The organism is Periweissella fabalis (assembly GCF_012396505.1).
GTDB lineage: Bacteria > Bacillota > Bacilli > Lactobacillales > Lactobacillaceae > Periweissella > Periweissella fabalis.
Window position 1 is genome coordinate 497,674 of sequence record NZ_JAAXPN010000001.1, and the last position, 19,228, is coordinate 516,901.

Annotated in this window: 24 protein-coding genes; 13 read left to right on the top strand and 11 right to left on the bottom strand. The window is 32.1% G+C overall.

The genetic code is table 11. From position 1 onward, the window contains the following. Nucleotides 1-13 precede the first annotated feature (13 nt). Nucleotides 14-1,033: an ADP-ribosylglycohydrolase family protein gene (locus HF964_RS02550; RefSeq protein WP_168721474.1), complete on the bottom strand. Its 1,020-nt coding sequence runs from the start codon at nt 1,031-1,033 to the stop codon at nt 14-16. 248 nt (nt 1,034-1,281) lie between these two features. Here HF964_RS02550 and HF964_RS02555 point away from each other — a divergent pair, with 248 nt between their 5' ends. Continuing rightward, nucleotides 1,282-2,199, top strand: coding sequence for a LacI family DNA-binding transcriptional regulator (locus tag HF964_RS02555; RefSeq protein ID WP_168721475.1), 918 nt, complete (start codon nt 1,282-1,284; stop codon nt 2,197-2,199). Nucleotides 2,200-2,272: 73 nt separating this feature from the next. On the opposite strand, the gene HF964_RS02560 is transcribed toward HF964_RS02555, so the two are convergent. Next, nucleotides 2,273-3,184 carry a phosphatase PAP2 family protein gene (locus tag HF964_RS02560; RefSeq protein ID WP_168721476.1) on the bottom strand — a complete coding sequence of 304 codons (912 nt, stop codon included), beginning with the start codon at nt 3,182-3,184 and terminating at the stop codon, nt 2,273-2,275. 353 nt (nt 3,185-3,537) lie between these two features. On the opposite strand from HF964_RS02560, the gene HF964_RS02565 reads away from it, so the two are divergent. The 7 genes from HF964_RS02565 to HF964_RS02595 all read left to right on the top strand — a co-directional run bounded on the left by HF964_RS02565 (nt 3,538) and on the right by HF964_RS02595 (nt 7,242). Further along, entirely contained in the window at nt 3,538-4,098 is a 561-nt protein-coding gene (locus tag HF964_RS02565) for a tetratricopeptide repeat protein (protein ID WP_168721477.1), read from the top strand. Nucleotides 4,099-4,194: 96 nt separating this feature from the next. Continuing rightward, on the top strand, nt 4,195-4,428 hold the full coding sequence (locus tag HF964_RS02570) for a hypothetical protein (protein ID WP_168721478.1): 234 nt from the start codon (nt 4,195-4,197) through the stop codon (nt 4,426-4,428). A gap of 356 nt (nt 4,429-4,784) precedes the next feature. Continuing rightward, nucleotides 4,785-5,345: an alkaline shock response membrane anchor protein AmaP gene (amaP, locus tag HF964_RS02575; RefSeq protein WP_168721479.1), complete on the top strand. Its 561-nt coding sequence runs from the start codon at nt 4,785-4,787 to the stop codon at nt 5,343-5,345. Nucleotides 5,346-5,360: 15 nt separating this feature from the next. After that, nucleotides 5,361-5,567, top strand: coding sequence for a DUF2273 domain-containing protein (locus HF964_RS02580; RefSeq protein WP_210726976.1), 207 nt, complete (start codon nt 5,361-5,363; stop codon nt 5,565-5,567). 11 nt (nt 5,568-5,578) lie between these two features. Further along, a complete protein-coding gene (locus tag HF964_RS02585) occupies nt 5,579-6,115 on the top strand; it encodes an Asp23/Gls24 family envelope stress response protein (protein ID WP_168721480.1) in 537 nt (178 codons plus the stop codon). A 247-nt stretch (nt 6,116-6,362) separates the two neighbouring features. Next, nucleotides 6,363-6,644, top strand: coding sequence for a hypothetical protein (locus HF964_RS02590; protein ID WP_168721481.1), 282 nt, complete (start codon nt 6,363-6,365; stop codon nt 6,642-6,644). Between the two features lie 145 nt (nt 6,645-6,789). Further along, nucleotides 6,790-7,242 (top strand): hypothetical protein, encoded by a 453-nt coding sequence (locus tag HF964_RS02595; protein ID WP_168721482.1) that lies wholly within the window; start codon nt 6,790-6,792, stop codon nt 7,240-7,242. Between the two features lie 887 nt (nt 7,243-8,129). Here HF964_RS02595 and HF964_RS02600 read toward each other — a convergent pair. Beyond that, nucleotides 8,130-8,669, bottom strand: coding sequence for a GNAT family N-acetyltransferase (locus tag HF964_RS02600; protein ID WP_168721483.1), 540 nt, complete (start codon nt 8,667-8,669; stop codon nt 8,130-8,132). A gap of 186 nt (nt 8,670-8,855) precedes the next feature. On the opposite strand from HF964_RS02600, the gene HF964_RS02605 reads away from it, so the two are divergent. After that, nucleotides 8,856-9,491 (top strand): hypothetical protein, encoded by a 636-nt coding sequence (locus HF964_RS02605; protein ID WP_168721484.1) that lies wholly within the window; start codon nt 8,856-8,858, stop codon nt 9,489-9,491. A 68-nt stretch (nt 9,492-9,559) separates the two neighbouring features. Here HF964_RS02605 and HF964_RS02610 read toward each other — a convergent pair whose 3' ends face one another. The 3 genes from HF964_RS02610 to HF964_RS02620 all read right to left on the bottom strand — a co-directional run bounded on the left by HF964_RS02610 (nt 9,560) and on the right by HF964_RS02620 (nt 11,736). Then, nucleotides 9,560-10,018, bottom strand: a complete 459-nt coding sequence (locus HF964_RS02610) for a phosphate-starvation-inducible PsiE family protein (RefSeq protein WP_168721485.1) — start codon at nt 10,016-10,018, stop codon at nt 9,560-9,562. Nucleotides 10,019-10,117: 99 nt separating this feature from the next. Then, nucleotides 10,118-10,714, bottom strand: coding sequence for a hypothetical protein (locus tag HF964_RS02615; protein WP_168721486.1), 597 nt, complete (start codon nt 10,712-10,714; stop codon nt 10,118-10,120). Nucleotides 10,715-10,734: 20 nt separating this feature from the next. Further along, entirely contained in the window at nt 10,735-11,736 is a 1,002-nt protein-coding gene (locus HF964_RS02620; protein WP_168721487.1) for an alpha/beta hydrolase, read from the bottom strand. Nucleotides 11,737-11,939: 203 nt separating this feature from the next. On the opposite strand from HF964_RS02620, the gene HF964_RS02625 reads away from it, so the two are divergent. Then, a complete protein-coding gene (locus HF964_RS02625) occupies nt 11,940-12,428 on the top strand; it encodes a GNAT family N-acetyltransferase (protein WP_168721488.1) in 489 nt (162 codons plus the stop codon). Nucleotides 12,429-12,665: 237 nt separating this feature from the next. Here the strand turns inward: HF964_RS02625 and HF964_RS02630 are convergent, their stop codons facing one another. Further along, nucleotides 12,666-13,175, bottom strand: coding sequence for a pyrophosphohydrolase domain-containing protein (locus HF964_RS02630; protein ID WP_168721489.1), 510 nt, complete (start codon nt 13,173-13,175; stop codon nt 12,666-12,668). A gap of 453 nt (nt 13,176-13,628) precedes the next feature. Between HF964_RS02630 and HF964_RS02635 the strand changes: the two genes are divergently transcribed. Beyond that, entirely contained in the window at nt 13,629-14,801 is a 1,173-nt protein-coding gene (locus HF964_RS02635) for a helix-turn-helix domain-containing protein (protein ID WP_168721490.1), read from the top strand. 140 nt (nt 14,802-14,941) lie between these two features. On the opposite strand, the gene HF964_RS02640 is transcribed toward HF964_RS02635, so the two are convergent. From HF964_RS02640 to yaaA, 4 genes are all read right to left on the bottom strand, one after another. Beyond that, complete coding sequence (locus HF964_RS02640) at nt 14,942-15,322, bottom strand: GNAT family N-acetyltransferase (RefSeq protein WP_168721491.1); 381 nt, start codon at nt 15,320-15,322, stop codon at nt 14,942-14,944. A gap of 502 nt (nt 15,323-15,824) precedes the next feature. After that, nucleotides 15,825-16,343 (bottom strand): GNAT family N-acetyltransferase, encoded by a 519-nt coding sequence (locus HF964_RS02645; RefSeq protein ID WP_168721492.1) that lies wholly within the window; start codon nt 16,341-16,343, stop codon nt 15,825-15,827. 279 nt (nt 16,344-16,622) lie between these two features. Beyond that, a complete protein-coding gene (gene udk / locus HF964_RS02650; RefSeq protein WP_168721493.1) occupies nt 16,623-17,258 on the bottom strand; it encodes a uridine kinase in 636 nt (211 codons plus the stop codon). Nucleotides 17,259-17,400: 142 nt separating this feature from the next. Next, nucleotides 17,401-18,156 carry a peroxide stress protein YaaA gene (yaaA, locus tag HF964_RS02655; protein WP_168721494.1) on the bottom strand — a complete coding sequence of 252 codons (756 nt, stop codon included), beginning with the start codon at nt 18,154-18,156 and terminating at the stop codon, nt 17,401-17,403. Nucleotides 18,157-18,277: 121 nt separating this feature from the next. Here yaaA and HF964_RS02660 point away from each other — a divergent pair, with 121 nt between their 5' ends. Beyond that, nucleotides 18,278-18,844 (top strand): cadmium resistance transporter, encoded by a 567-nt coding sequence (locus HF964_RS02660; RefSeq protein WP_168721495.1) that lies wholly within the window; start codon nt 18,278-18,280, stop codon nt 18,842-18,844. A 25-nt stretch (nt 18,845-18,869) separates the two neighbouring features. Next, nucleotides 18,870-19,211, top strand: coding sequence for an ArsR/SmtB family transcription factor (locus tag HF964_RS02665; RefSeq protein ID WP_168721496.1), 342 nt, complete (start codon nt 18,870-18,872; stop codon nt 19,209-19,211). Nucleotides 19,212-19,228: the final 17 nt, after the last annotated feature.

Below are 19,228 nucleotides of genomic sequence, written 5' to 3' on the forward strand. Positions count from 1 at the left end.
ACCTTTTGCTAACTTACTTGATTTTATTATGCCGTAAAGGTTCAAACGTCAACATTTGTTGTGCGATACCTTTTAAATCCTGCGATGGATTTTGACGATCAATTAAACTGCACCAATCTTTTGAAATTGATTGCCAGCCATTTTTAGCACCACAAATGGCTGTTGCTAAGGCACCAATTGTGGTGGTATCACCCCCTAAGTTTGCACACATTTGTGCACATTTTTTTACGTCACGTGTGTAGTATGCAATGATTAAAGCCGTTGGAACACTCTCGCTAGTTAATTCGCTTGTTCCAACTAATTCATACATGGCACGGACAAAACCACTTGGATGATTAACAAATTGTTTAGCAATATGGAGTCCTAACCGAACACGTTGCTTAATTTGAGCTGAATATGTTGGAGCACCTAGACTAGCTCCTAAATCACTCGTCGTCAAAGCAAATTCTATAATATTATCCCAATCATAATCTGCAATAGCTGCACAAACTGCCCCAGCTATTAATGTTGCCCCAGCTATTGTAACGTCTGTTTCATGCGTAATTTTTGAAATCTGATAAACCATTTCAACTAGAGCCATCTTTTTATCAGGCGTATATAATGCCCCGATTGGTGGAATACGAACAACAGCACCATTGTCTATGGCCACTTGAGTTACACGAGTAATATCTTTATCCCCTGCAAACAATCTTAATGCTGTTTTACTTGTATCATCTAATGTGTTTTTCTCATAAGCTTTAATCCGCCGAGCCCAATCTAATAAATGTTGCGACACGATTACTTGATTGTATTCCCAATGTAGCCCATGTAGTGCTTGAATCACTACTAATGCTTGTTGTGTTACAAATGTATATTGACCACGGTGATAATCGTTAGCATGAACATTAGTTGTAGGCCCATCCATAAAATCAGTTATCGGAATTGGAAATTCTTTTGCTATTCGCTCACGAGACCACTTTTGAGTTGGCATTCCCATCGCATCCCCGATAGCCTCTCCATATAATGTGCCTAGCATTTTATCCAAATTACGCATTGAGCTCACCTCCATAAACTACTGTATAAATTTAACCTTAATCACCTTTCTTCCTACTTGTAGCCTAAGTCGTATCATTGCTTACGCCAAGGCTTAATTTTTGATGCATCTTGATCTGCTTTTTTTCTTTAAATTAAACCTAGTGTTTTTTACAGATTATTTTTACTAAACTTGACTTCACACATATGAATGTCTAACCTAAAGGTGCGCAATCGTTTCCGCATAGTATGTACTAGAAAGGAGTTTATATGCTTGATATTCAATATTCATTAGTCGATATTGCTAATTTTTGTGGGGTTTCGCCTAGTACAGTTTCACGGGCAATTAATAATCGTGGTAGAATTTCATCTGAAACCAAAAATAAAATCTTAACAGTTGTTAATGACCTTGACTTTAAGGTTAATCCAGTTGCTAGTGCTTTGCGGCAAAAAAAGATGCCCAATCTTGCCATCATATATTACCTTTCTGATTACCAAAAATTTCATAAACTAATTGCCAATCTATCTATTAATGGATATGAACATGGAAGGCTAATTTTTGATTGTCCTATTAATAATAAAATTGAGCTTATCAAAGTTTTGGAATTACTAATTGAGCAAAATATTACTACCCTCCTGATTCTTGATATTAATAATCAAACTTGGCTCACTGCATTACTTAATTATGCTAGAAAAAATCACATTATCTGGATTAATGGTCCGTACGTGAAAAATTCAAATATCTTCAATATTCAAATAAATTATGCGACCGCTATCAAAGAATTAACCCTATCAATTTTAAAACAAGGATATCGACCAATATTGCTAAACCCTTTTTTGGAAAAAAATTATTTTCAAGCCGAACTTCAAGGTTTTAAAATTGCACACGCCCAATTTCACCATTTACACCCACTAATATTAATTAACAGCTCAGATACCACTATATTAAAGCAACAAATAACTAGTCTAAGTTTAATCAGTCGGCAACCTCTAAGCGTGCTAACATCACAAGTAAAATTTATAAAAGCTTTAAGCGACTCTTCTGAGTATTCAGTAACCCCTATCGTCATGTATCTAGATTGTGTTACCATCACAAACTTAGTCTTCAAACTATTGCAAAACTGGCCTAAACATAAGTGTGCATCTTATATCGCTACCACAACCGTTGTACCTAAGAAATACGTTTAAAGTTAAAAAGCTTCTAGATCAGAGTAAACATTACGCTGATCTAGAAGCTTTTTAAATTATATTATTATTTAATTTAACCTAAATATTTATGCTCATCATTTGCAATCAAATGATTATATAGTTCTCGCATAATAAAGTAGATTAATCCTGTCAAGAAGAATGAAAAAACAACATCAGACATAAAGTGTGCTCCAATAACAACTCGGCTGAGTCCCATGAGTGCTCCGTATATAATACCGGCAATCCAAACATATTTGCGCTTAGCCGCACCAACAAACCATGATAGCACTATAAAAGTTGTCCCGGCCATAGTATGGCCTGATGGAAATGATTTATGTCCATTTGCTCCATTGGGATGAAACCACGGTGTAAAATCTGATTGTGCTTTATTTAATTCATATGGACGAACTCGTCCCCAGTATTCTTTTAAGGCACCATTAACTTGTAGTGCAAACCACACAGCAAGACTAGCAAAAATTGCGACCAGCAATAATTGTTTGATTTGCTGATTGGATTTTGAATGGAGCCACCATTGAATAATTACTGTAATCACAAGATATATTGCTAGCCAAAGAACAAACATAGTTATAGAAGATAATCCTTTAGTTGCTGCATCACTATTAGCTAATCCGATTGGTTTATGTTGTGCCAAGTTAGTTGCCCATGAAACACCATAACTGACAGCTTCTTTAAGGTATTGGCGTAATTGCCACAATGATAATGATAAGCCACCTATGAAAGTAGGCAGTGCAAATAATTTATTATCTAAGTTCCGTGAAGCATAATGCATTGCAATTTGACCAGAAATAATAAAAACTAATGCTAATGGAAATTCACCAAATGATTGGAAAGTAGCTCCAAAGAAGTTATTGTAATCAATTAAAGTATTGCTAATAGCCAAGTCACCAAAACTTGCAATAGCCATTAAAATAACAAATGTAACTATCGAAACAAGGAACACTTTAAGCTTGTTTGAATCTGACATAATATGTCTCCTTTCGTATTAATTACAATGTAACATTAAAATATTTAAGGAATATATAAAATTTGTAAAAAAATGTAAACATGTTGTAAATTAAGTTATATTGCTTGTTTTTACGCAATATTATTATCTCTAATTGACTACTAACTGCTAGGTAATTTAGTATCTACCTTGGTTTGTGAAACAATAACCAGTATGCTGTGTTTATATTAATTTACTTATTTAAAAGTTCATAGTTGATTGGTAATACAACAAATTTTATGTATTTAAAATTTTAGCAATGAAATTTATTATTTTATTTTTTAATTTGCTATAATTAAGCTATGCACTAATTAAAAAAATAGGTAGGATATTTTATGACATCGTCTCAGGATTCAAATGCTGATTACGAATACTATTTACAAACAGGATTAGCATTAATTAATGAACAAAACTTTGTGTCTGCCATTGTTGCTTTTGATAATGCAATTAAAGCTGATGGTACACAAGCTATTGTATATCAATATCGTGGTGCTACCGAATATGCACTTGGTAATGTAGATGCAGCTATCAGTAATTATAACCAAGCTATCGAACTTGATTTAAATGAAGCTGGTTCTTATTTTAACCGTGGTATTGCTTACGAAGCTAAAGGTGAATTTGCAAAAGCAATTGCCGATTACGACATAGTTTTATCTGGCAATCCAAACTATGCCAGTGCTTACTACACTCGTGGAAATGCATACCTTGCTTTACAAAATTATGAAGCCGCCATTAAAAACTATAATCAATCTTTAACATTACGGCCAGATGATCCTGAAGCTTTATTTAATCGTGCCAGTGCATATCATGCCTTAAATAACTTTGACGCAGCAAGTGCTGACTACTTAGCCGCTATTAATTTAAATCCTAATCTAGCTAATGAACTACTTCAATAATTTTTATTTTCATTTAATCAAATAACCGTAAACTTTGACTATAATAATTGCATGGTAAAGTACACTACTTAATTACTTACAGTGAGGTGAAGCATTTTGAAAAATTCAGTTTATAAATTAAATCCAATCGTCATTGCTCAAAAGCTTATTCAACGCCAACAACTTGTCCAACTTGATGAAGCGACAGTTAATGATCGATTAATTAAAGATGTCCATTCAACTTCAACTAACCTCCCAATGCCGCACTTAGATTTACAACAAGTATTGCGTGTGCTCCAGCTTCGCCGAAACCTTGCAACTCAAATAATTTATAAAAATAATGCTAAATAAAAAGTAAATGTGCTAAATGATTCTAGATAATGAATAAAACTAAGAAAAGACTGAATTTGTAAAAAATTCGGTCTTTTTTCGTATTTCATTAAATTATATGTTTTAACACACATGCTAGTAGCAAATAGTTATGTCACCCATTTTACATCGTACAATCATTATTTTATCAAGATAAAGTTTATCATAATAACATTTTACTTAAAGCGGCAATCGTTTTCATTTATCACAGCTAATCTTCAAATAACCTTTTTTTTAGTAATTTTGTTAGAATTACTGTAATGAGAGTTTGCTAAAAATAAGTATCAGCAAATTTTGCATTGCACCAATTAAATTCATCAACTAAAGGGGGTGGTAAAGTGAAAAAATGGCAAAAATTTATTTTGTCGATTCTTCTTATTCTTTATGCCATACCATTGGCAGAATTTGTCTGGCCGGTTGAATTTTATAGAGTTTTACAATCAATAAATGACTTCTTGGCTAAGATTCACGTTCCAAAAATTCCTTGGTTAACTGTTTCATTTAATACCGGAATTGTTTTATTAGGCCTTTTACTAATAATTTGGTTAGTTGTCTTATTTGCCCCAATAGCTCGACTAGAGCTAATTTTACGTAGCGATAAAGACGGACAACTTGAACTAAGCAATAAAAGTATTGCTAGTTATACTGAATTAGCAGTTATTAAAGCCGGCTTGTTTAACCCGCGAGTTAAAGTTAAGTCAACTAGAAACCACGTTAAGATAGCTGTAAGAGCAGCTACTGAAGGTAACCAGTTACTGAAACCGCAGCTTACGGCCATTACAGATCGTCTTAATCATCAAATTACTAATTTTATTGGTGATGATGCATTTAAAGTTCACACAAAGATTCTCATCGACCAACAACAAAAACATGAAAAGACGCGTCCACGAGTAGTTTAATAAGGAGGAATAACATTGCAAAATTTACTTAAACAACCTCCTGTAATCGGCCTACTCACTGGTTTACTCATTGCTGTATTATTTTTAGCTTTGGGATTCTGGCGGACGGTTTTATTACTATTATTGGCCGGTGCAGGTTGGTGGTGTGGCAGCTATATGCAAAAGCATCATCTGACACCTAATGATTTTATCGTTTTAATCAAATCTATGTTAACCAAATAAGGAGAATTAATATGACTACAATCAATAATACTAATGTAAAAGAGGCTCCAAAAACACCAATCGATGGTGAATTATCATTTGATGATAAAGTAATTCAAAAAATTGTTGGTATCTCACTTGAAAATACTAAGGGCTTACTCGCAATTGATGGCGGCTTAATTGCCAATATTAAAAACAAGCTTGTCAATTCAGATAACCCTACTGAAGGCGTAGATGTTGAAGTTGGTAAAGAAGAAGTTGCTGTCGATTTAAATATCGTTGCCGAATATGGTAGTGATATTCATAAATTATACAATCAAATCAAAGAAATTATTGCACGAGAAGTCAACAAAATGACTGGTTTAACTGTTGTTGAAGTTAATGTACGTGTAATCGATGTTCAAGGTAAGGCTGAATTCGAAGATAATAACGTTTCACTTCAAGACCGTGCAAGTGACTTGACTGATTCTGTCAAGGAAGCAACCTCAAATGGTGTCCAAAAAGTTCAAGAAACTATTCAAAGTGATGATGATAATAAGAAAAGTACCGAACCTGCTCGTGTTAAGTAATTAATTTTCAATATAACATAATCCGTACTTAATGGGCTGTGACATAACTAAATCTCGATATATTCAGAGTACTAAGATACCTCCTTGAAAAAATTTTCAAGGAGGTATCTTAGTCTATATTCCTAATATTACCTAATATTGTCACATTCGCTCTTTTATTATACTTGCGAATTAAGTAACCGCTTTCAAAAAATAGTTGTGTTTGTTATTATTAAACTAACTATATGTAGTCCTGGAGGCTTGATTAATGAGTACATTTATCTTATATTTTTTATTACTGCTTTTCATCTTAATGCCTAAACAAATTCGCCAAAAATTAATTGTTCGATTTGGCAAGTTAAGCTATCTAATTAGTGCAATTAGCTATGTAGTCTTAGACATTGCGATCTTAGTTGCCACTAATCTTTCATATGCTGTATTTGCATGTATTATTATGGTTATTGCTTATATTGTAGACTGTCTTCAAATTAAACATGTGTTATCAATGACCACCCCTAGCCCCATCAATCAATCTACTAATAAGAAATGAATATCAATCAAATAAATAGTTAATATTAATTTTTAGTTGTGTTTAATGGTTTTAAATTGACTTTTTATATTAAATTTAGCTATCATTCTTATAATTATTAAAATTACCGCTATAGTAATAACTAATAGTGAAAGGAAAATATCTTATGCTTAAATTAAAAAAAGCGCAAATTATCTTTGGTATAGTCATTGCGTTAATTGTAGCGTTTGTCATTGGAATTGATATTAATCATTATCACCAAAACAAACGTGCAAATGAAATGCAGATGGCGATTGATAAACAAATTAATTACCATGTAAGTGCGGACCGGGCTAATGTAAAAGTCCCTAATCCTAAACACATCAATATTATTCTTAAGGGTGGTACAGCTAATCAAGTTGCGGATGTGTTAAATGCCAATAAACAACTTAAAAACTTTGATTTTTGGAAATACCTAAAAATTAAAGTTAATCATACGGATGATTCAGTTCGTCAGCAATTTGGTAAAGATATTACTCTTAGCTTAATGGATCCAAATAACCCCACAAAACCAATCTATTCAGTACGTGATGGAAAGGTAATATATGATAAGAGTAGTACCGTCACTAATATTAATTAGCTTTAATTAACTCAAATAGTACAAATTTTTAGTTTGTGGTAAAAAATTTATTTTTTTATTTGCCAAACAATTGACTATTTAGTCAAAAAGGTTTATATTCAATACATTGCTAGAAATAGTAATTGGTTTTTAAAGAAGAAATGTGACGAATTGTAATAACTGCTATTTATTATTTAACCTTTTAACAGATTCCCCCCCATTTTATCTGTTGTTCTAATTAGACACCCCCCTGTTTAAATTAGAAGGTTTTATAAATAGCAAACTACAAGCTAGTACATATAACAACGATGACGTTGTTTCTTAGTTAAAATCCCCCCTTTAAGAACAGATATTAAAGTCTTCCCCCCTATTTAGACTTTGGTGTCTGTTTTTTATTTGATTTTAAAACATTTTATGTTAGTATATTAACTATTGTTGTAAAAATGTAAAGGTAAAAATTATATATGCTATGCAAATTTAAATCAATAATACTTTGGACAACAAGCTATGTATCATTTTTATTGTGTGTCCATTTTATTGCCCCTTATATAGATAATCCTTCATTGGAATGTTTAACAATTATTAGCATAATTACTATTATTAGCTTAGCTGTTAATTATTTAATTAAGTGGTTTGATAGTGATTACTCTTCGGATCATTTTATTCAATAAAAAGAAGTTGTGCCACAACTCTTTTCTAGTAGTAATGCGTTCTATAACTTGATTCAAAAGGCAAATTAATTCAGTCTTTTTTTCAAACGGTCTCAAGGATTAAATAGACTAATGGCTTGTACTTCACTAATCCTATAAAGCAATAGAAGCGTACATGAACTCCGTCGAGTTTCATGTACGCTTCTATTTTTCTAACTTCATTCGTTATCTGGGAGCTTTTTACTATCAATTTAGATGCTATTTTAGCCATTCTTGCGCTATTATACGGCCATAGTGCACATTATGGTGCATTCCAGTTTTAAGATTAATGACGTCATACTCAGTATAAATGTGGTTGAAACCTAACCGTTGCTCTAACTGTTGTGCTCGAATATTATTTGCAAAATGACTACACCATACATTCGCCATTTTAAGTTCGTTAATTGCTAAATCAATTACAGCAATTAATGCCTCCGTCATTATCCCCTGATGCCAAAACTCTTCAGCCAGCCAATAGCCTAAATCGATATCATTTTCTTTAACTAAAACTACATTCTCATTTGCCTTAGCAAGTCGAATAGCCCCAATTGGATTTTGTAAATCATTCTTTAATGTTATTGCAAACGTATGATCATTTTGAAAAATACTATTAATTATCATGCGGCTTTCTTCGACACTATTATGTGGTATCCAACCAGCAGAATTAGCAATGGTTGGATTAGATGCGTAATGAAATAAACTTGATGCATCAGTTGATTTCCAAGGCCTTAATATGAGCCGTTCTGTTTTCAATTCCATAATTTTCCTCATTCCACTAGCATAATTGAATGTTAGATATAATCTTAGTGTTAGATTATGAACAAAAAAATTAAAAAATGTCAATATTCTAATTGTATAGGGTTTGTAAATTTTATCAAGCTTCACAACCGCTCTTTTTCTAAAAAATGTTATACTCATATTAGATAAATTTTTTTGGAGGTTGTTGTGAAAATTATTGCAATTATTTTATTCACTATGGCGACTATTGCCTTAGTTGTTTTTATCATGAGTACTATTAATATAATTCGCTGGCGTAATATTAAAGAAATGCAACATGCATCTCGTTTATCACTCGCTATTAGCTTCTTAATCTTATTAGTAAGCAGTATTGGCGGCTATTGGTCGATTAAATCGACGTCTTCCAAAGCAGTTCCGATAGTTCCAGCAATCCAAAAAAAAGATAGTGCTTTGCCAGGAGCATCTCAAAGAACAAGTATCATAACTAATAAATCCACTAATAAGCCCAAAGGAACTATGGTTAATACATTTTCAAATGCTAAACAGTATCCGTATAGCCAATTAGTTACCTCAGACAAGCTTGCATCTAAAGCTTTTGCATTAAATCAGGCACAGATAGTTCAGGTTGGTAATAGTAATGGGCATCCATTCGCTTTAGTTTTTGATACTAGTGCGCCAAAAGATTTTTATATTATTGTTTTTAAAGATCAGGAAACTATTAAAGTTGGTAGTAAAATTAGTATAACTGGTGTTATTGGTAAGCGGACAAATTACCAGACTAATGATAAACAAACTAAAACTGTACCCACAATTTACGTTATTCAATCTGTAGTTACTAATTAAATATATATAAAAATGCAAGGAAAATTAATTTCCCTTGCATTTTTATATATATTCCGAATAGAGCGTCATTAAAAATCATTTTCTGGATGTTCTTCGATAAAAATTTTACCATCACGCTCATCATGGTGTTTTTGCGTTAAAATATAACGTTTCGATAAATTATAAGCAATAAATACCAATACTAATAGTGATATTGCTGCAGCTTGAATTAAAATATCAAGCGTATCATTATGAATAACCAACAAATTACGTAACATTGCTGTAATTCCGATATAAATGAAATTTTGCAATGAGATTCTGTCTTGAACAAAATATTCACGTGTCAAAATAGCAAACTCAAAGAACATAAAGGTTTCTAAAATAATTTCAGAAACCTTGTAAAAGTTAACTGATGCACCACCAGCCAATAACATACTTCCCAAATTCCAGATCTCTTTGCCAAAAAAACTAATCATAATCAGACCTAATGCAACCATTGCAATATCTAGAATTATTACATATGTTCTATCAATATACTTCCTATTCAAATGTGGTATCCTCCATACAGGTTAATTTCCTAATAGTTTAATATTAGCAGAAAAAAGCATCCGCTTCACGCTTTTTATTAACTAGTATGCTTCCTTCACTTACTTCTTAATCGTGAACCTTAAGCGTTTTCTACGGTTAATTATTTTAGACAAATATCGCTGATTTACATCTTTTTTATCCGGCACTTGTATTGTTGCTAATTCATTTTCGAGTAAATAATCCTCCGCAATTAAATTGCTTAGTTGTCGAAAACTAATTTGAATTAAATGGTCATTTTTTAATAAATATAATTTATTTTCTTGCCGAACAAAGCTACATATAATAGTTTGCTTGCCTAAGGTGTCTAAAATTACTTTATGCCGTCTTAGTTGTTCTATTATTGAACTTTTGCGTGGAAATTGACTTTTTAATTCAATATTTAAAACGGTATCTTTACTAAATCGGAGCACATCGAATTCTTCACGTATTTTAAAGGTAATCGCAAAATTTAAAATATAGCCACCTTGTTTGGCAATACTAAAATTTGGTAACCGTAATAGTTGACGTGCTAACCCAGCTAATGCTTTAGCCTCTACACGAGCTTTGGCTTTATTGTTAAGATACGAGACATTATTTACCTTTAAGAATATATCAAGTAAGGAATCTGATTGTGTAGCATGGACTAATGTGCTTAACTGTATCATTGGCTGAGTCATTTTTCTCTCCTTATAGCTACTCAATATTGCATGAGCCACGCACTAATTTGATAGGTAGCGAACTCAGCTTGTGGCAGAATTCCAAAATAATCCATGAATCCATGAAACATACCCTGGAAAGTATCGATTCTAAGTAGCTCTGCTGATTGCTCAATTGGTTCTAAACGTGCTGCTAAGGTCGCATTAAAAATGTCATACTCAGCTTTAATAATTAGCGTAGGAATATTTAAATTTATATCCCAAGTAAAAGTTTTATTAACTTGCTGATTAATTAAAGCAGTCTGAACATTAAGCATCCTTTTAAAATCAGTTAAAAATGAAATTTCACTAGCTGCGTTCACTTGATTAGCACCACCAAATTGACATTGTGGATAAATTAAAATTTGGCCACTGATTATGCTTGTATTTTGTCTCACCACGTGCATTGCCAAACCTGCTCCACTACTATCACCGGCTATATATAATTTAGCAGTTGGATACCACTGATGAATTATTTCACACATCGGCACTAGCGCATCAAGTAAAAGATTGATTTTAAGTTGTGTAATCAATGGATACTCAACGTTTACAATTGCCCAACCATCACCAAGCTGTGATAATAATTTATGTAACCAATCAGTAGCTCGCTTTGTCGATCCATTAATCAAGCCACCGCCATGAATAAAAATTAATACTCGTTTTATTGGTTGTGGTGATAATGTATATATTGAAGCTGACAAATCTTTGTTTATCATCCGTGTATTATGCAAAACTGAAACTGGAGAACGAACAATACTATACTTATCCGGCGTAAATTGCATTAAATGTGCCAATCCTAAGTAATCTTGCTCCTCCCATAATTGATTTAATCTTACTTCAACCCGCTTAGATATTTGTTGGTTTTGTTTAATTTCAACATGCCAAGCATCCATACTAGAAGCTAATTTGTCTAAACCGATTGTATATCCTAGATTTGTTTTATTTATTTTAAGACTGTGATAACGCTTTTGATATTCGCTATCTAATATGCTTGATGGCTTCATTATCTTTCCTAACTACGTGGTTCAATTGCTACCAACATTATTTATTTGCTTTAAATATTATCATATTTACCATCACCATGCCTATTATGCTTTTTAAAATCATCTATTTTCAATATTATTAAAATTTAACTGCTTAAAGTTTTTTAAATAATATATAATGTAGCTTACAATATATTTATTAGAAAACTGTGAGGAAACATTTTATGTCTAAGTTACATGTTCGTTTAGCTACTGTAGAAGATACTCCCCTAATTCTCCAATTTATTAAAGAACTCGCTGAATACGAAGAACTTCTTAGTGAAGTTACTGCAACTGAAGAGATCCTCAAAAAAACTCTATTTGAAGACCATAAGGCTGAAGTAATTATTGGTGAGGTTGATGCTCAACCGGTTGCATTTGCACTTTTCTTTAGTAATTTTTCAACATTTGTTGGTAAGCCTGGCTTGTATCTTGAAGATTTATACGTTAAACCTGAATTCCGTGGGGCCGGTTTTGGTAAACAATTATTAGCCTACCTTGCTAATTTAGCAGTTAGCCGGGACTATGGTCGCTTTGAATGGTGGTGCTTAGATTGGAATACTTCATCAATTGAATTTTACAAACGCATGGGTGCCAAACCAATGGATGGTTGGACTGTTTATCGTGTCGATGGTGATGCCCTCACCGAGTTAGCAGCCAAAAATATTCTTTAATTTACTTTATCAGTTAAAGAATATATGCAAGAAGTCGAGCGATATTGATATTAATGATATACACTAAATACCTCCCTGAAGAATTCTTCAGGGAGGTATTTAGTGTATATCAAGCTTTTAACACAAATTTAGTTGCAAATTATTGCTAAAAAATAGTTATATCCCTGCCCACTTTTCAACCTTAATTTCTAGTTAGAAGGTTATAAATCAAAACTTTAGGATACTCAAAGTTTTGATTTATATTTTTGCATGTGCATTTTGAGCTAAAATTGCTGCCGTAATCTGCTTTTCAGGTGCATGTTTTTCTTCCCAATCAGCTGGCTTCATAACCTTATTAGTTTTAACATCAAAGTGTGGTTGCCCATCATCGAACAATTTAGCCATGTTAGAATCATGAATAGCTTCAATAACCTTAGCTGGATTAAGCCCCATTAAAACTGCTGTGCCGTATGAAAGATAAATAACATCCCCAAGTGCATCTGCTTGTTTAACTAAAGTTGGATGTTCTTCACGTTGCTTAGTACGCATCTTTGTTTGGGCCCGCTCAAAAGCTGATTGTAATTGTCCCATTGCTGCACTAAACATCGCTTCATCTTGACACGTAGTCGCAATAAATTCAACTAACTCTTCTAAAACAAAACTTGAACGATAAATCGTTTCTTGCCAATCCAATGGCGTTGGAACGTCGGGCTGCCGATTATCAAATTTTTGGTGAAATAATGAAGCTAATTCATAAACGTCGGGCATTGCTATGTTCTCCTGTCTCAATTTAGGTAACCGATTTCATTAAAACATTTTTTCATGTACTATGCAATAATATAGCTATTCTATTATATTATATAAAAAAAGTCCGAAAACGTATTTCCGTACTTTTTCAATATTAGTAAATTAAAATTGTTCAATATCTCAACTTACATAATTTTAAGGAACATCATAATTATAAGCACTAAATATTAATTTAATATTAAACGTACTATCCTGTGGCCCATTCACTATTATCAAGAATTACAGCCTATTTTATACTTATAATTGCTCAAAAAGTTTTTATTACTACAAAAAAATGGTAGAATATTTTTAGAAAAATAATTTCTTTCTAATGAAAGCGTTTCCTTAAAATGTATTATTATTATATAATTGATTTCAACAAAATCAAAATTTATTTACTATTTTCCTAAAATACATCCTGCTATGAGGTATAAGATGAATAAGAATAGATTACAAACTCTAACTTTACTTGGTGAAAATTTAAATTTTAACTATTCAACAGCTGTTGATTTACAGACCTTCTTTACACCACTTAATCTAGAAAAACATTTACAACAAGTTATCCTTGACTATTTTAATGACACAACCCATACGGCAATTTGCTTATTAGATCGACAAACTTTACATTATATTGTTAAACTTGATGAGTATTTAATTTTAACACCTACAAAGCCACAGCGTAATTTACATAAAGCAACATCTGGTATTGTTGATCAATTCCAAGCTGTTTTTAAATATATCCTTGAGGCAGTATTCGATACAGAAATAAACTGTAATCGCGTTGTTACTAATCAAAAAATTGCTGCAACAACGCCACCATTACTGGTTAAGCAAATGCCGTTATTATTCAATGCGACATCTAGTAAATTACTATATAACATGTTTAATGATGGTTTAAAGTCACGAGACTATGCCAAATGTGCTAGTATCATCCGCGTTATAATCTTTGCTAATCGGAAAAGTAATGCAGTATATCCAACTGCTGAAAGTGGTAAAATATTATCGGAAAAATATATGAGCGTGGCTTTAATAGTAATCATTGGCCAGCTTGCGATTGCTGCTGGTTTAGATGCTAGTCAGATTTACTCCATTTGTGATCAATTTTTAACTGAAATCGAGGCAGCTCATGAGCATACTAATGCCTTTATTGATCGTTTTTTACTTGATGTGCTCGCAACTCCTGAGCAAGCACATCAAGTAGAAATTGGCCAATTTGAACAAATAGTTCAAACTAATATTTTTACTAAGCTTTCAACTGATGACATTGCTAAGCAAATGCACATTACTCCTAATCAACTACGTAGTATTGTTAAAAATGATTTAAAACTTACACCCGTTGAGTATATTAACCAACAAAAAATTTATACGAGTTACAGTCTTCTCCGTATGAATACGAAATTAAAGACGTATGAAATATCAGAAATGCTAGGATTCTATGATTCATCGCATTTTATAAAGGAATTTGAACGAGTTTCTGGTATTACTCCTCGTGAATATCGTAAATTAATCGTTACTGATCCCAATAAAGAAGCTCAATTAGTCCCAAAACCCGTTACTAAACGTGGTCGCAAACCAAAAGTAGCTGTAACTGTAAAAACAGAATTGTAATATATAAAACACCCATTTAAATTGTTGGCAGCAACTTAAATGGGTGTTTTATATATTAATTTATGAATGAAAGTTTTAACCTTTTGGGATTATTATTATCTTATTCCTTATAGATTAAATGAAATTAAAAAAGATTAAACTTAGTAGTTAAAGATATATATGTCTTCACCATCTTCCGTTTCAAGATATTTAAAACCTAACTTTTTTAATAAATTACTTGAAGCTTCATTAGCTATTTCAACGCCAGCCAAAATCGCAACAACAGTTTTATCAAGGTGTATTTCAGATATAACGGCTTGGATAATTTTATGCATATAGCCTTGTCTAGCAAATTTAGGATTCATAGTATATCCGAGCCACAATTTATTAGCATCTCGTTGCAAATAGATATCCCCAATTAATATTTCCTTATCATTACTTACAACAGCAAATTGATGACCTGCGAATAAATCTATTGGCTGTAGTAGCTCCTGTGCAAAGGTCATTGTATCTAAGCCTTTAAATCCTTGATATTCATCCAAACAAGATTATTATGATATTCTGTAAAGGTTGGAATCTCTTTTTCAGTAAACGCTCGTATCGTAAAACTATCTGTTTTTATATGCATGCATTTTACTCCTTGATCGATTAATAAATAATTAATATATTTATTATAGCGTTTACAGCTTAGATTGAGAAGATTATCCATCATTCAATTAGCCTAATCTATATAACACAAAATTTTAACATTCATATTTTTAGCAATTCAACAGTAATTTACAGCTAGAAGTGATTAAATAATGATGTATTCAAAATATACTAAGACGACTCCTGAAGAAAAATTCTTCAGGAGTCGTCTTAGTATATTTCTCAATAGTGCCTTACTTCTGACACAAACCTTATCATAGTTCTTGATATACCTAAATTCTATTACTTATATTTATGCCTTGAGTACACATTATCAATAGCTTAATAACTATTAAGCTACCTCGAGGAATAAGTATACTGTACTAACTCAAAATTAAATGAAACTAAAACTATGACTTAGTTAAATAATTTAGCCATGATAATTTCATCAACGAATGTATTACCTTGCCTAATTGCTTTCTTTTTTAACCCTTCTTCAAAAAAACCAAAATTTTCATACATTTTCTTAGCAACTATATTTTCTGGAATAACTGATAATTCTAAGCGTTTTAGTCCCTGCTTTTGGGCTAATTCAATTGCTTGGGTTAGCAATCTTTTACCAATTCCTTGTTGGCGATACATTATGTCCACTGCAACCACAATTTGAGCAGAATGTGCTATTTTTTTTAATGTAGCACCTTGAAGTAATAAATATCCGATCAATTTTACACCATCAAAGGCACCCAAAAATATACCACAAGTATTACTTTGTTCAATTACCATTCTTGTTGTCTCAATATCCCAATCTCTTTCACCAGGTTCATATAATAAATATGGTGCTTGTTCATCAATCTGTTGTAAACATTTCAATAAAGATGGCGCATCTTCAATCGTTAATGGGCGTATTTTAACTATTTCAATATTTGAAACTAGCATAATTTATTCTCGCTTTCACATTTTACCTAATGCATATTATCGGTGGTTTTTACAACATTTAAATAGCTTCTTTACATTTTTTAAACTAACGCTTTGCATAAGATTGCTATAATTACTTTTGTACCAAACATTACTGGTATATCCCATACTTCTAATTAATACCATCTATCTATAATACCTGATTGTTATTAGCATACGGCACTCTTTTTATCTTCTCTAATCGTAATACATAAAAAAGCTTACATGACTTCCCAATCATGCAAGCTTTTTTATGTATTATTATCCCTTAGCTTGTGCAATAATATCACGTGCTTTGAGTGTTAAAATATCGATTGCCACATGATTTTCTCCACCTTCAGGAACAATCAAATCAGCGTATCGTTTAGTTGGTTCAATAAATTGATGATACATTGGCTTAGTCGTTGCCAAATATTGACCAATAACAGAATCGACTGTACGACCACGTTCGACAACATCTCGTTGTAAGCGACGAATAAAGCGAATGTCATCATCAGTATCAACAAATACTTTAATATCCATTAAGTCACGTAGCCGTACGTCAGAAAAGACCATAATTCCTTCTAAAATAATAATATCCGCTGGTTCAACATGACGAGTTTCCGCTGATCTAGTTGATACTGTAAAATCGTAAACGGGTGCTTCAATTGCTTCACGATTTCGTAATTTTTCAATATCTTTAATATACAAATCAATGTCGAATGCGTCTGGATGATCGTAATTATTTGCCCGACGTTCAGTCATCGTTTTATGATCTTGTGCCTTGTAATAACTATCTTGTTGTAAAACTAAAATTGATTCACCCTTAAGGTCATCTAAAATTGCTTTTGTAACCGTTGTTTTACCTGATCCTGACCCACCAGTTACACCAATTACGATTGGTCGTTTATTTGTCATGTTGTACTCCTACCCTATCTTTGAGAAAATTCTATCGCTAAATATTTTACTACAAATTACGGATATATTTACATTTATTTGTATTTAAATTTAAAATTCTCATTAATTAATCATTTATCTTCCAGATAAGAAAAAGCTACAATCAAGATTTTTTATCTAAATCACTTTGAACAAATACAAATTCCTTTGAACTTGACTTGTCTATGTCATATTTAAACCCTAATTCATTGAAATTTTTAAGGACATTGACATCTTTTAGTTCATTGATAGCACAGTAATTAATCATTCTACCACGAGCTTGTTTAGCGATTGTAGCTTGTTGCATAAATTTACCATTACGCTTAATTAGAAAAACTATATCAATCAAATTGTCATCCAATCCAATATACTTTTTTATTGCTTTAGCATATTCTTTTGAGGCTAGGTTGATAACTATATTGTTTTTGGAAAATAATTTTGTATAAAGACTAGCTCCCCAATATTCGTAAATAGTGTTACTGGCTTGCGTTGCTAATTTAGCTTGCATTTCAAGACGGTATGGTTCAATTTCATCAAATGGTCGCAAAAGTCCGTACATTCCTGATAAAATCAACAAATTAGTTTGCAAATAATCTAATTGGGATGGTGTCATTGCTTTTATGTCCATATTTTGAAATTGTAATCCTTGATACATTAGGATTGCAGGCCCTGAAATTAATTTTGTGTTATGTAATCGTTCAAAATTTTGTTTAGCAATGTTTTGACTACATTTCCATAATTCCTGAAGTTCAGCTAATGAATATTGTGCTAATTTTTTACGAATTAGCTGTGCTTGTTTCTTAAATTGAGGTTGCGTAGTCTTTTTTAAAGTTACATTCTCAGACCGCATTTGTTTGGTAGGTGAAATTATTATTTGCATGTAGCAATGTTAACCTCCTTATTTTATTTCAGTTTTAATTATCCTTGTAAATTTAATCAAATTCAACTACTATATAATATATGTTATATGTAACATATATTATATCTATCGAGGTGAAAAAATGAATATCACATTATTAACGCTACTTTTTATCGCTGTAAATTTAGACTTTTTCGTTATCTTATTATTTTTACTAAAAAAATATAGTTTTCGATCGACTTTAATTGGCTATGGTATTGGAATGCTTTTGTTGTGGTTTATAGCTGCAATAATTAGTCAAACTTTGCATGATCTTTTACCAGCTTGGACACTCGGTATACTAGGTTTAATTCCCATCTACATGGCAATTAAAAGTAGCGAAGAAGAAGCGACTGAAACCAGTCATAAATCAGCAATTTTAGGTGTAATTATGGTCTACTTAGGGACATGTGGAGCTGATAATCTTGCCATTTACGTACCTGTATTAAGTAATTTATCAATTTTAGAAACGATTATTGGAGCTTTTTACATTACTATTTTAATGATCCTATCAACAATTTTAGCTCAAAAAATCGATAATTTACCGGTTATTGGTCTCGCAATTGAAAAATATGGAGAAATTGCCACCCGTCTCATTTATGTTATAATTGGGGTTAGTGTAATTTGGGAAAGTAATTTAATTTCACATCTTTTCCAGCTGATGCACTAATTTAATTTATTAAAGGAGATCCGCTATGACGACGATTAAAGCTCTAAGTGCACCTGAGCTTGCCGAAACAGCGGCCATTTATAAGGTTCTTAGTAATCCAACTCGAATCCGTATTCTATATGCTCTGGAAAATAATGAACTTGATGTCTCATCCATTGTAAAAGTACTTGAGCTAGATCAACCTAGTGTGTCGCATCAATTAGCTGTTTTGAAAAAACATCAGTTAGTTGCTTTTACCAAGGTTGGTAAGCATGTCCTCTACCGATTAGATGATCCACATATTTTGGAAGTCATCGAAGCTACTATCGCCCATGTTAAGCACGTTATTTTAGGATTGCCCCATGGTGTAGAAGATAAACAAGATTAATTTTGCTAGCTTAAACT

What these genes read in the sequence shown, in the direction of transcription:
- HF964_RS02560 (WP_168721476.1), bottom strand. Translation starts at nt 3,184, where the DNA reads ATGTCAGATTCAAACAAGCTTAAAGTGTTCCTTGTTTCGATAGTTACA.
- HF964_RS02635 (WP_168721490.1), top strand. Translation starts at nt 13,629, where the DNA reads ATGAATAAGAATAGATTACAAACTCTAACTTTACTTGGTGAAAATTTA.
- HF964_RS02595 (WP_168721482.1), top strand. Translation starts at nt 6,790, where the DNA reads ATGCTTAAATTAAAAAAAGCGCAAATTATCTTTGGTATAGTCATTGCG.
- HF964_RS02645 (WP_168721492.1), bottom strand. Translation starts at nt 16,343, where the DNA reads ATGCTAGTTTCAAATATTGAAATAGTTAAAATACGCCCATTAACGATT.
- HF964_RS02630 (WP_168721489.1), bottom strand. Translation starts at nt 13,175, where the DNA reads ATGCCCGACGTTTATGAATTAGCTTCATTATTTCACCAAAAATTTGAT.
- HF964_RS02625 (WP_168721488.1), top strand. Translation starts at nt 11,940, where the DNA reads ATGTCTAAGTTACATGTTCGTTTAGCTACTGTAGAAGATACTCCCCTA.
- HF964_RS02550 (WP_168721474.1), bottom strand. Translation starts at nt 1,033, where the DNA reads ATGCGTAATTTGGATAAAATGCTAGGCACATTATATGGAGAGGCTATC.
- udk (WP_168721493.1), bottom strand. Translation starts at nt 17,258, where the DNA reads ATGACAAATAAACGACCAATCGTAATTGGTGTAACTGGTGGGTCAGGA.
- HF964_RS02565 (WP_168721477.1), top strand. Translation starts at nt 3,538, where the DNA reads ATGACATCGTCTCAGGATTCAAATGCTGATTACGAATACTATTTACAA.
- HF964_RS02600 (WP_168721483.1), bottom strand. Translation starts at nt 8,669, where the DNA reads ATGGAATTGAAAACAGAACGGCTCATATTAAGGCCTTGGAAATCAACT.
- HF964_RS02620 (WP_168721487.1), bottom strand. Translation starts at nt 11,736, where the DNA reads ATGAAGCCATCAAGCATATTAGATAGCGAATATCAAAAGCGTTATCAC.
- HF964_RS02665 (WP_168721496.1), top strand. Translation starts at nt 18,870, where the DNA reads ATGACGACGATTAAAGCTCTAAGTGCACCTGAGCTTGCCGAAACAGCG.
- HF964_RS02555 (WP_168721475.1), top strand. Translation starts at nt 1,282, where the DNA reads ATGCTTGATATTCAATATTCATTAGTCGATATTGCTAATTTTTGTGGG.
- HF964_RS02660 (WP_168721495.1), top strand. Translation starts at nt 18,278, where the DNA reads ATGAATATCACATTATTAACGCTACTTTTTATCGCTGTAAATTTAGAC.
- HF964_RS02615 (WP_168721486.1), bottom strand. Translation starts at nt 10,714, where the DNA reads ATGACTCAGCCAATGATACAGTTAAGCACATTAGTCCATGCTACACAA.
- yaaA (WP_168721494.1), bottom strand. Translation starts at nt 18,156, where the DNA reads ATGCAAATAATAATTTCACCTACCAAACAAATGCGGTCTGAGAATGTA.
- HF964_RS02585 (WP_168721480.1), top strand. Translation starts at nt 5,579, where the DNA reads ATGACTACAATCAATAATACTAATGTAAAAGAGGCTCCAAAAACACCA.
- HF964_RS02590 (WP_168721481.1), top strand. Translation starts at nt 6,363, where the DNA reads ATGAGTACATTTATCTTATATTTTTTATTACTGCTTTTCATCTTAATG.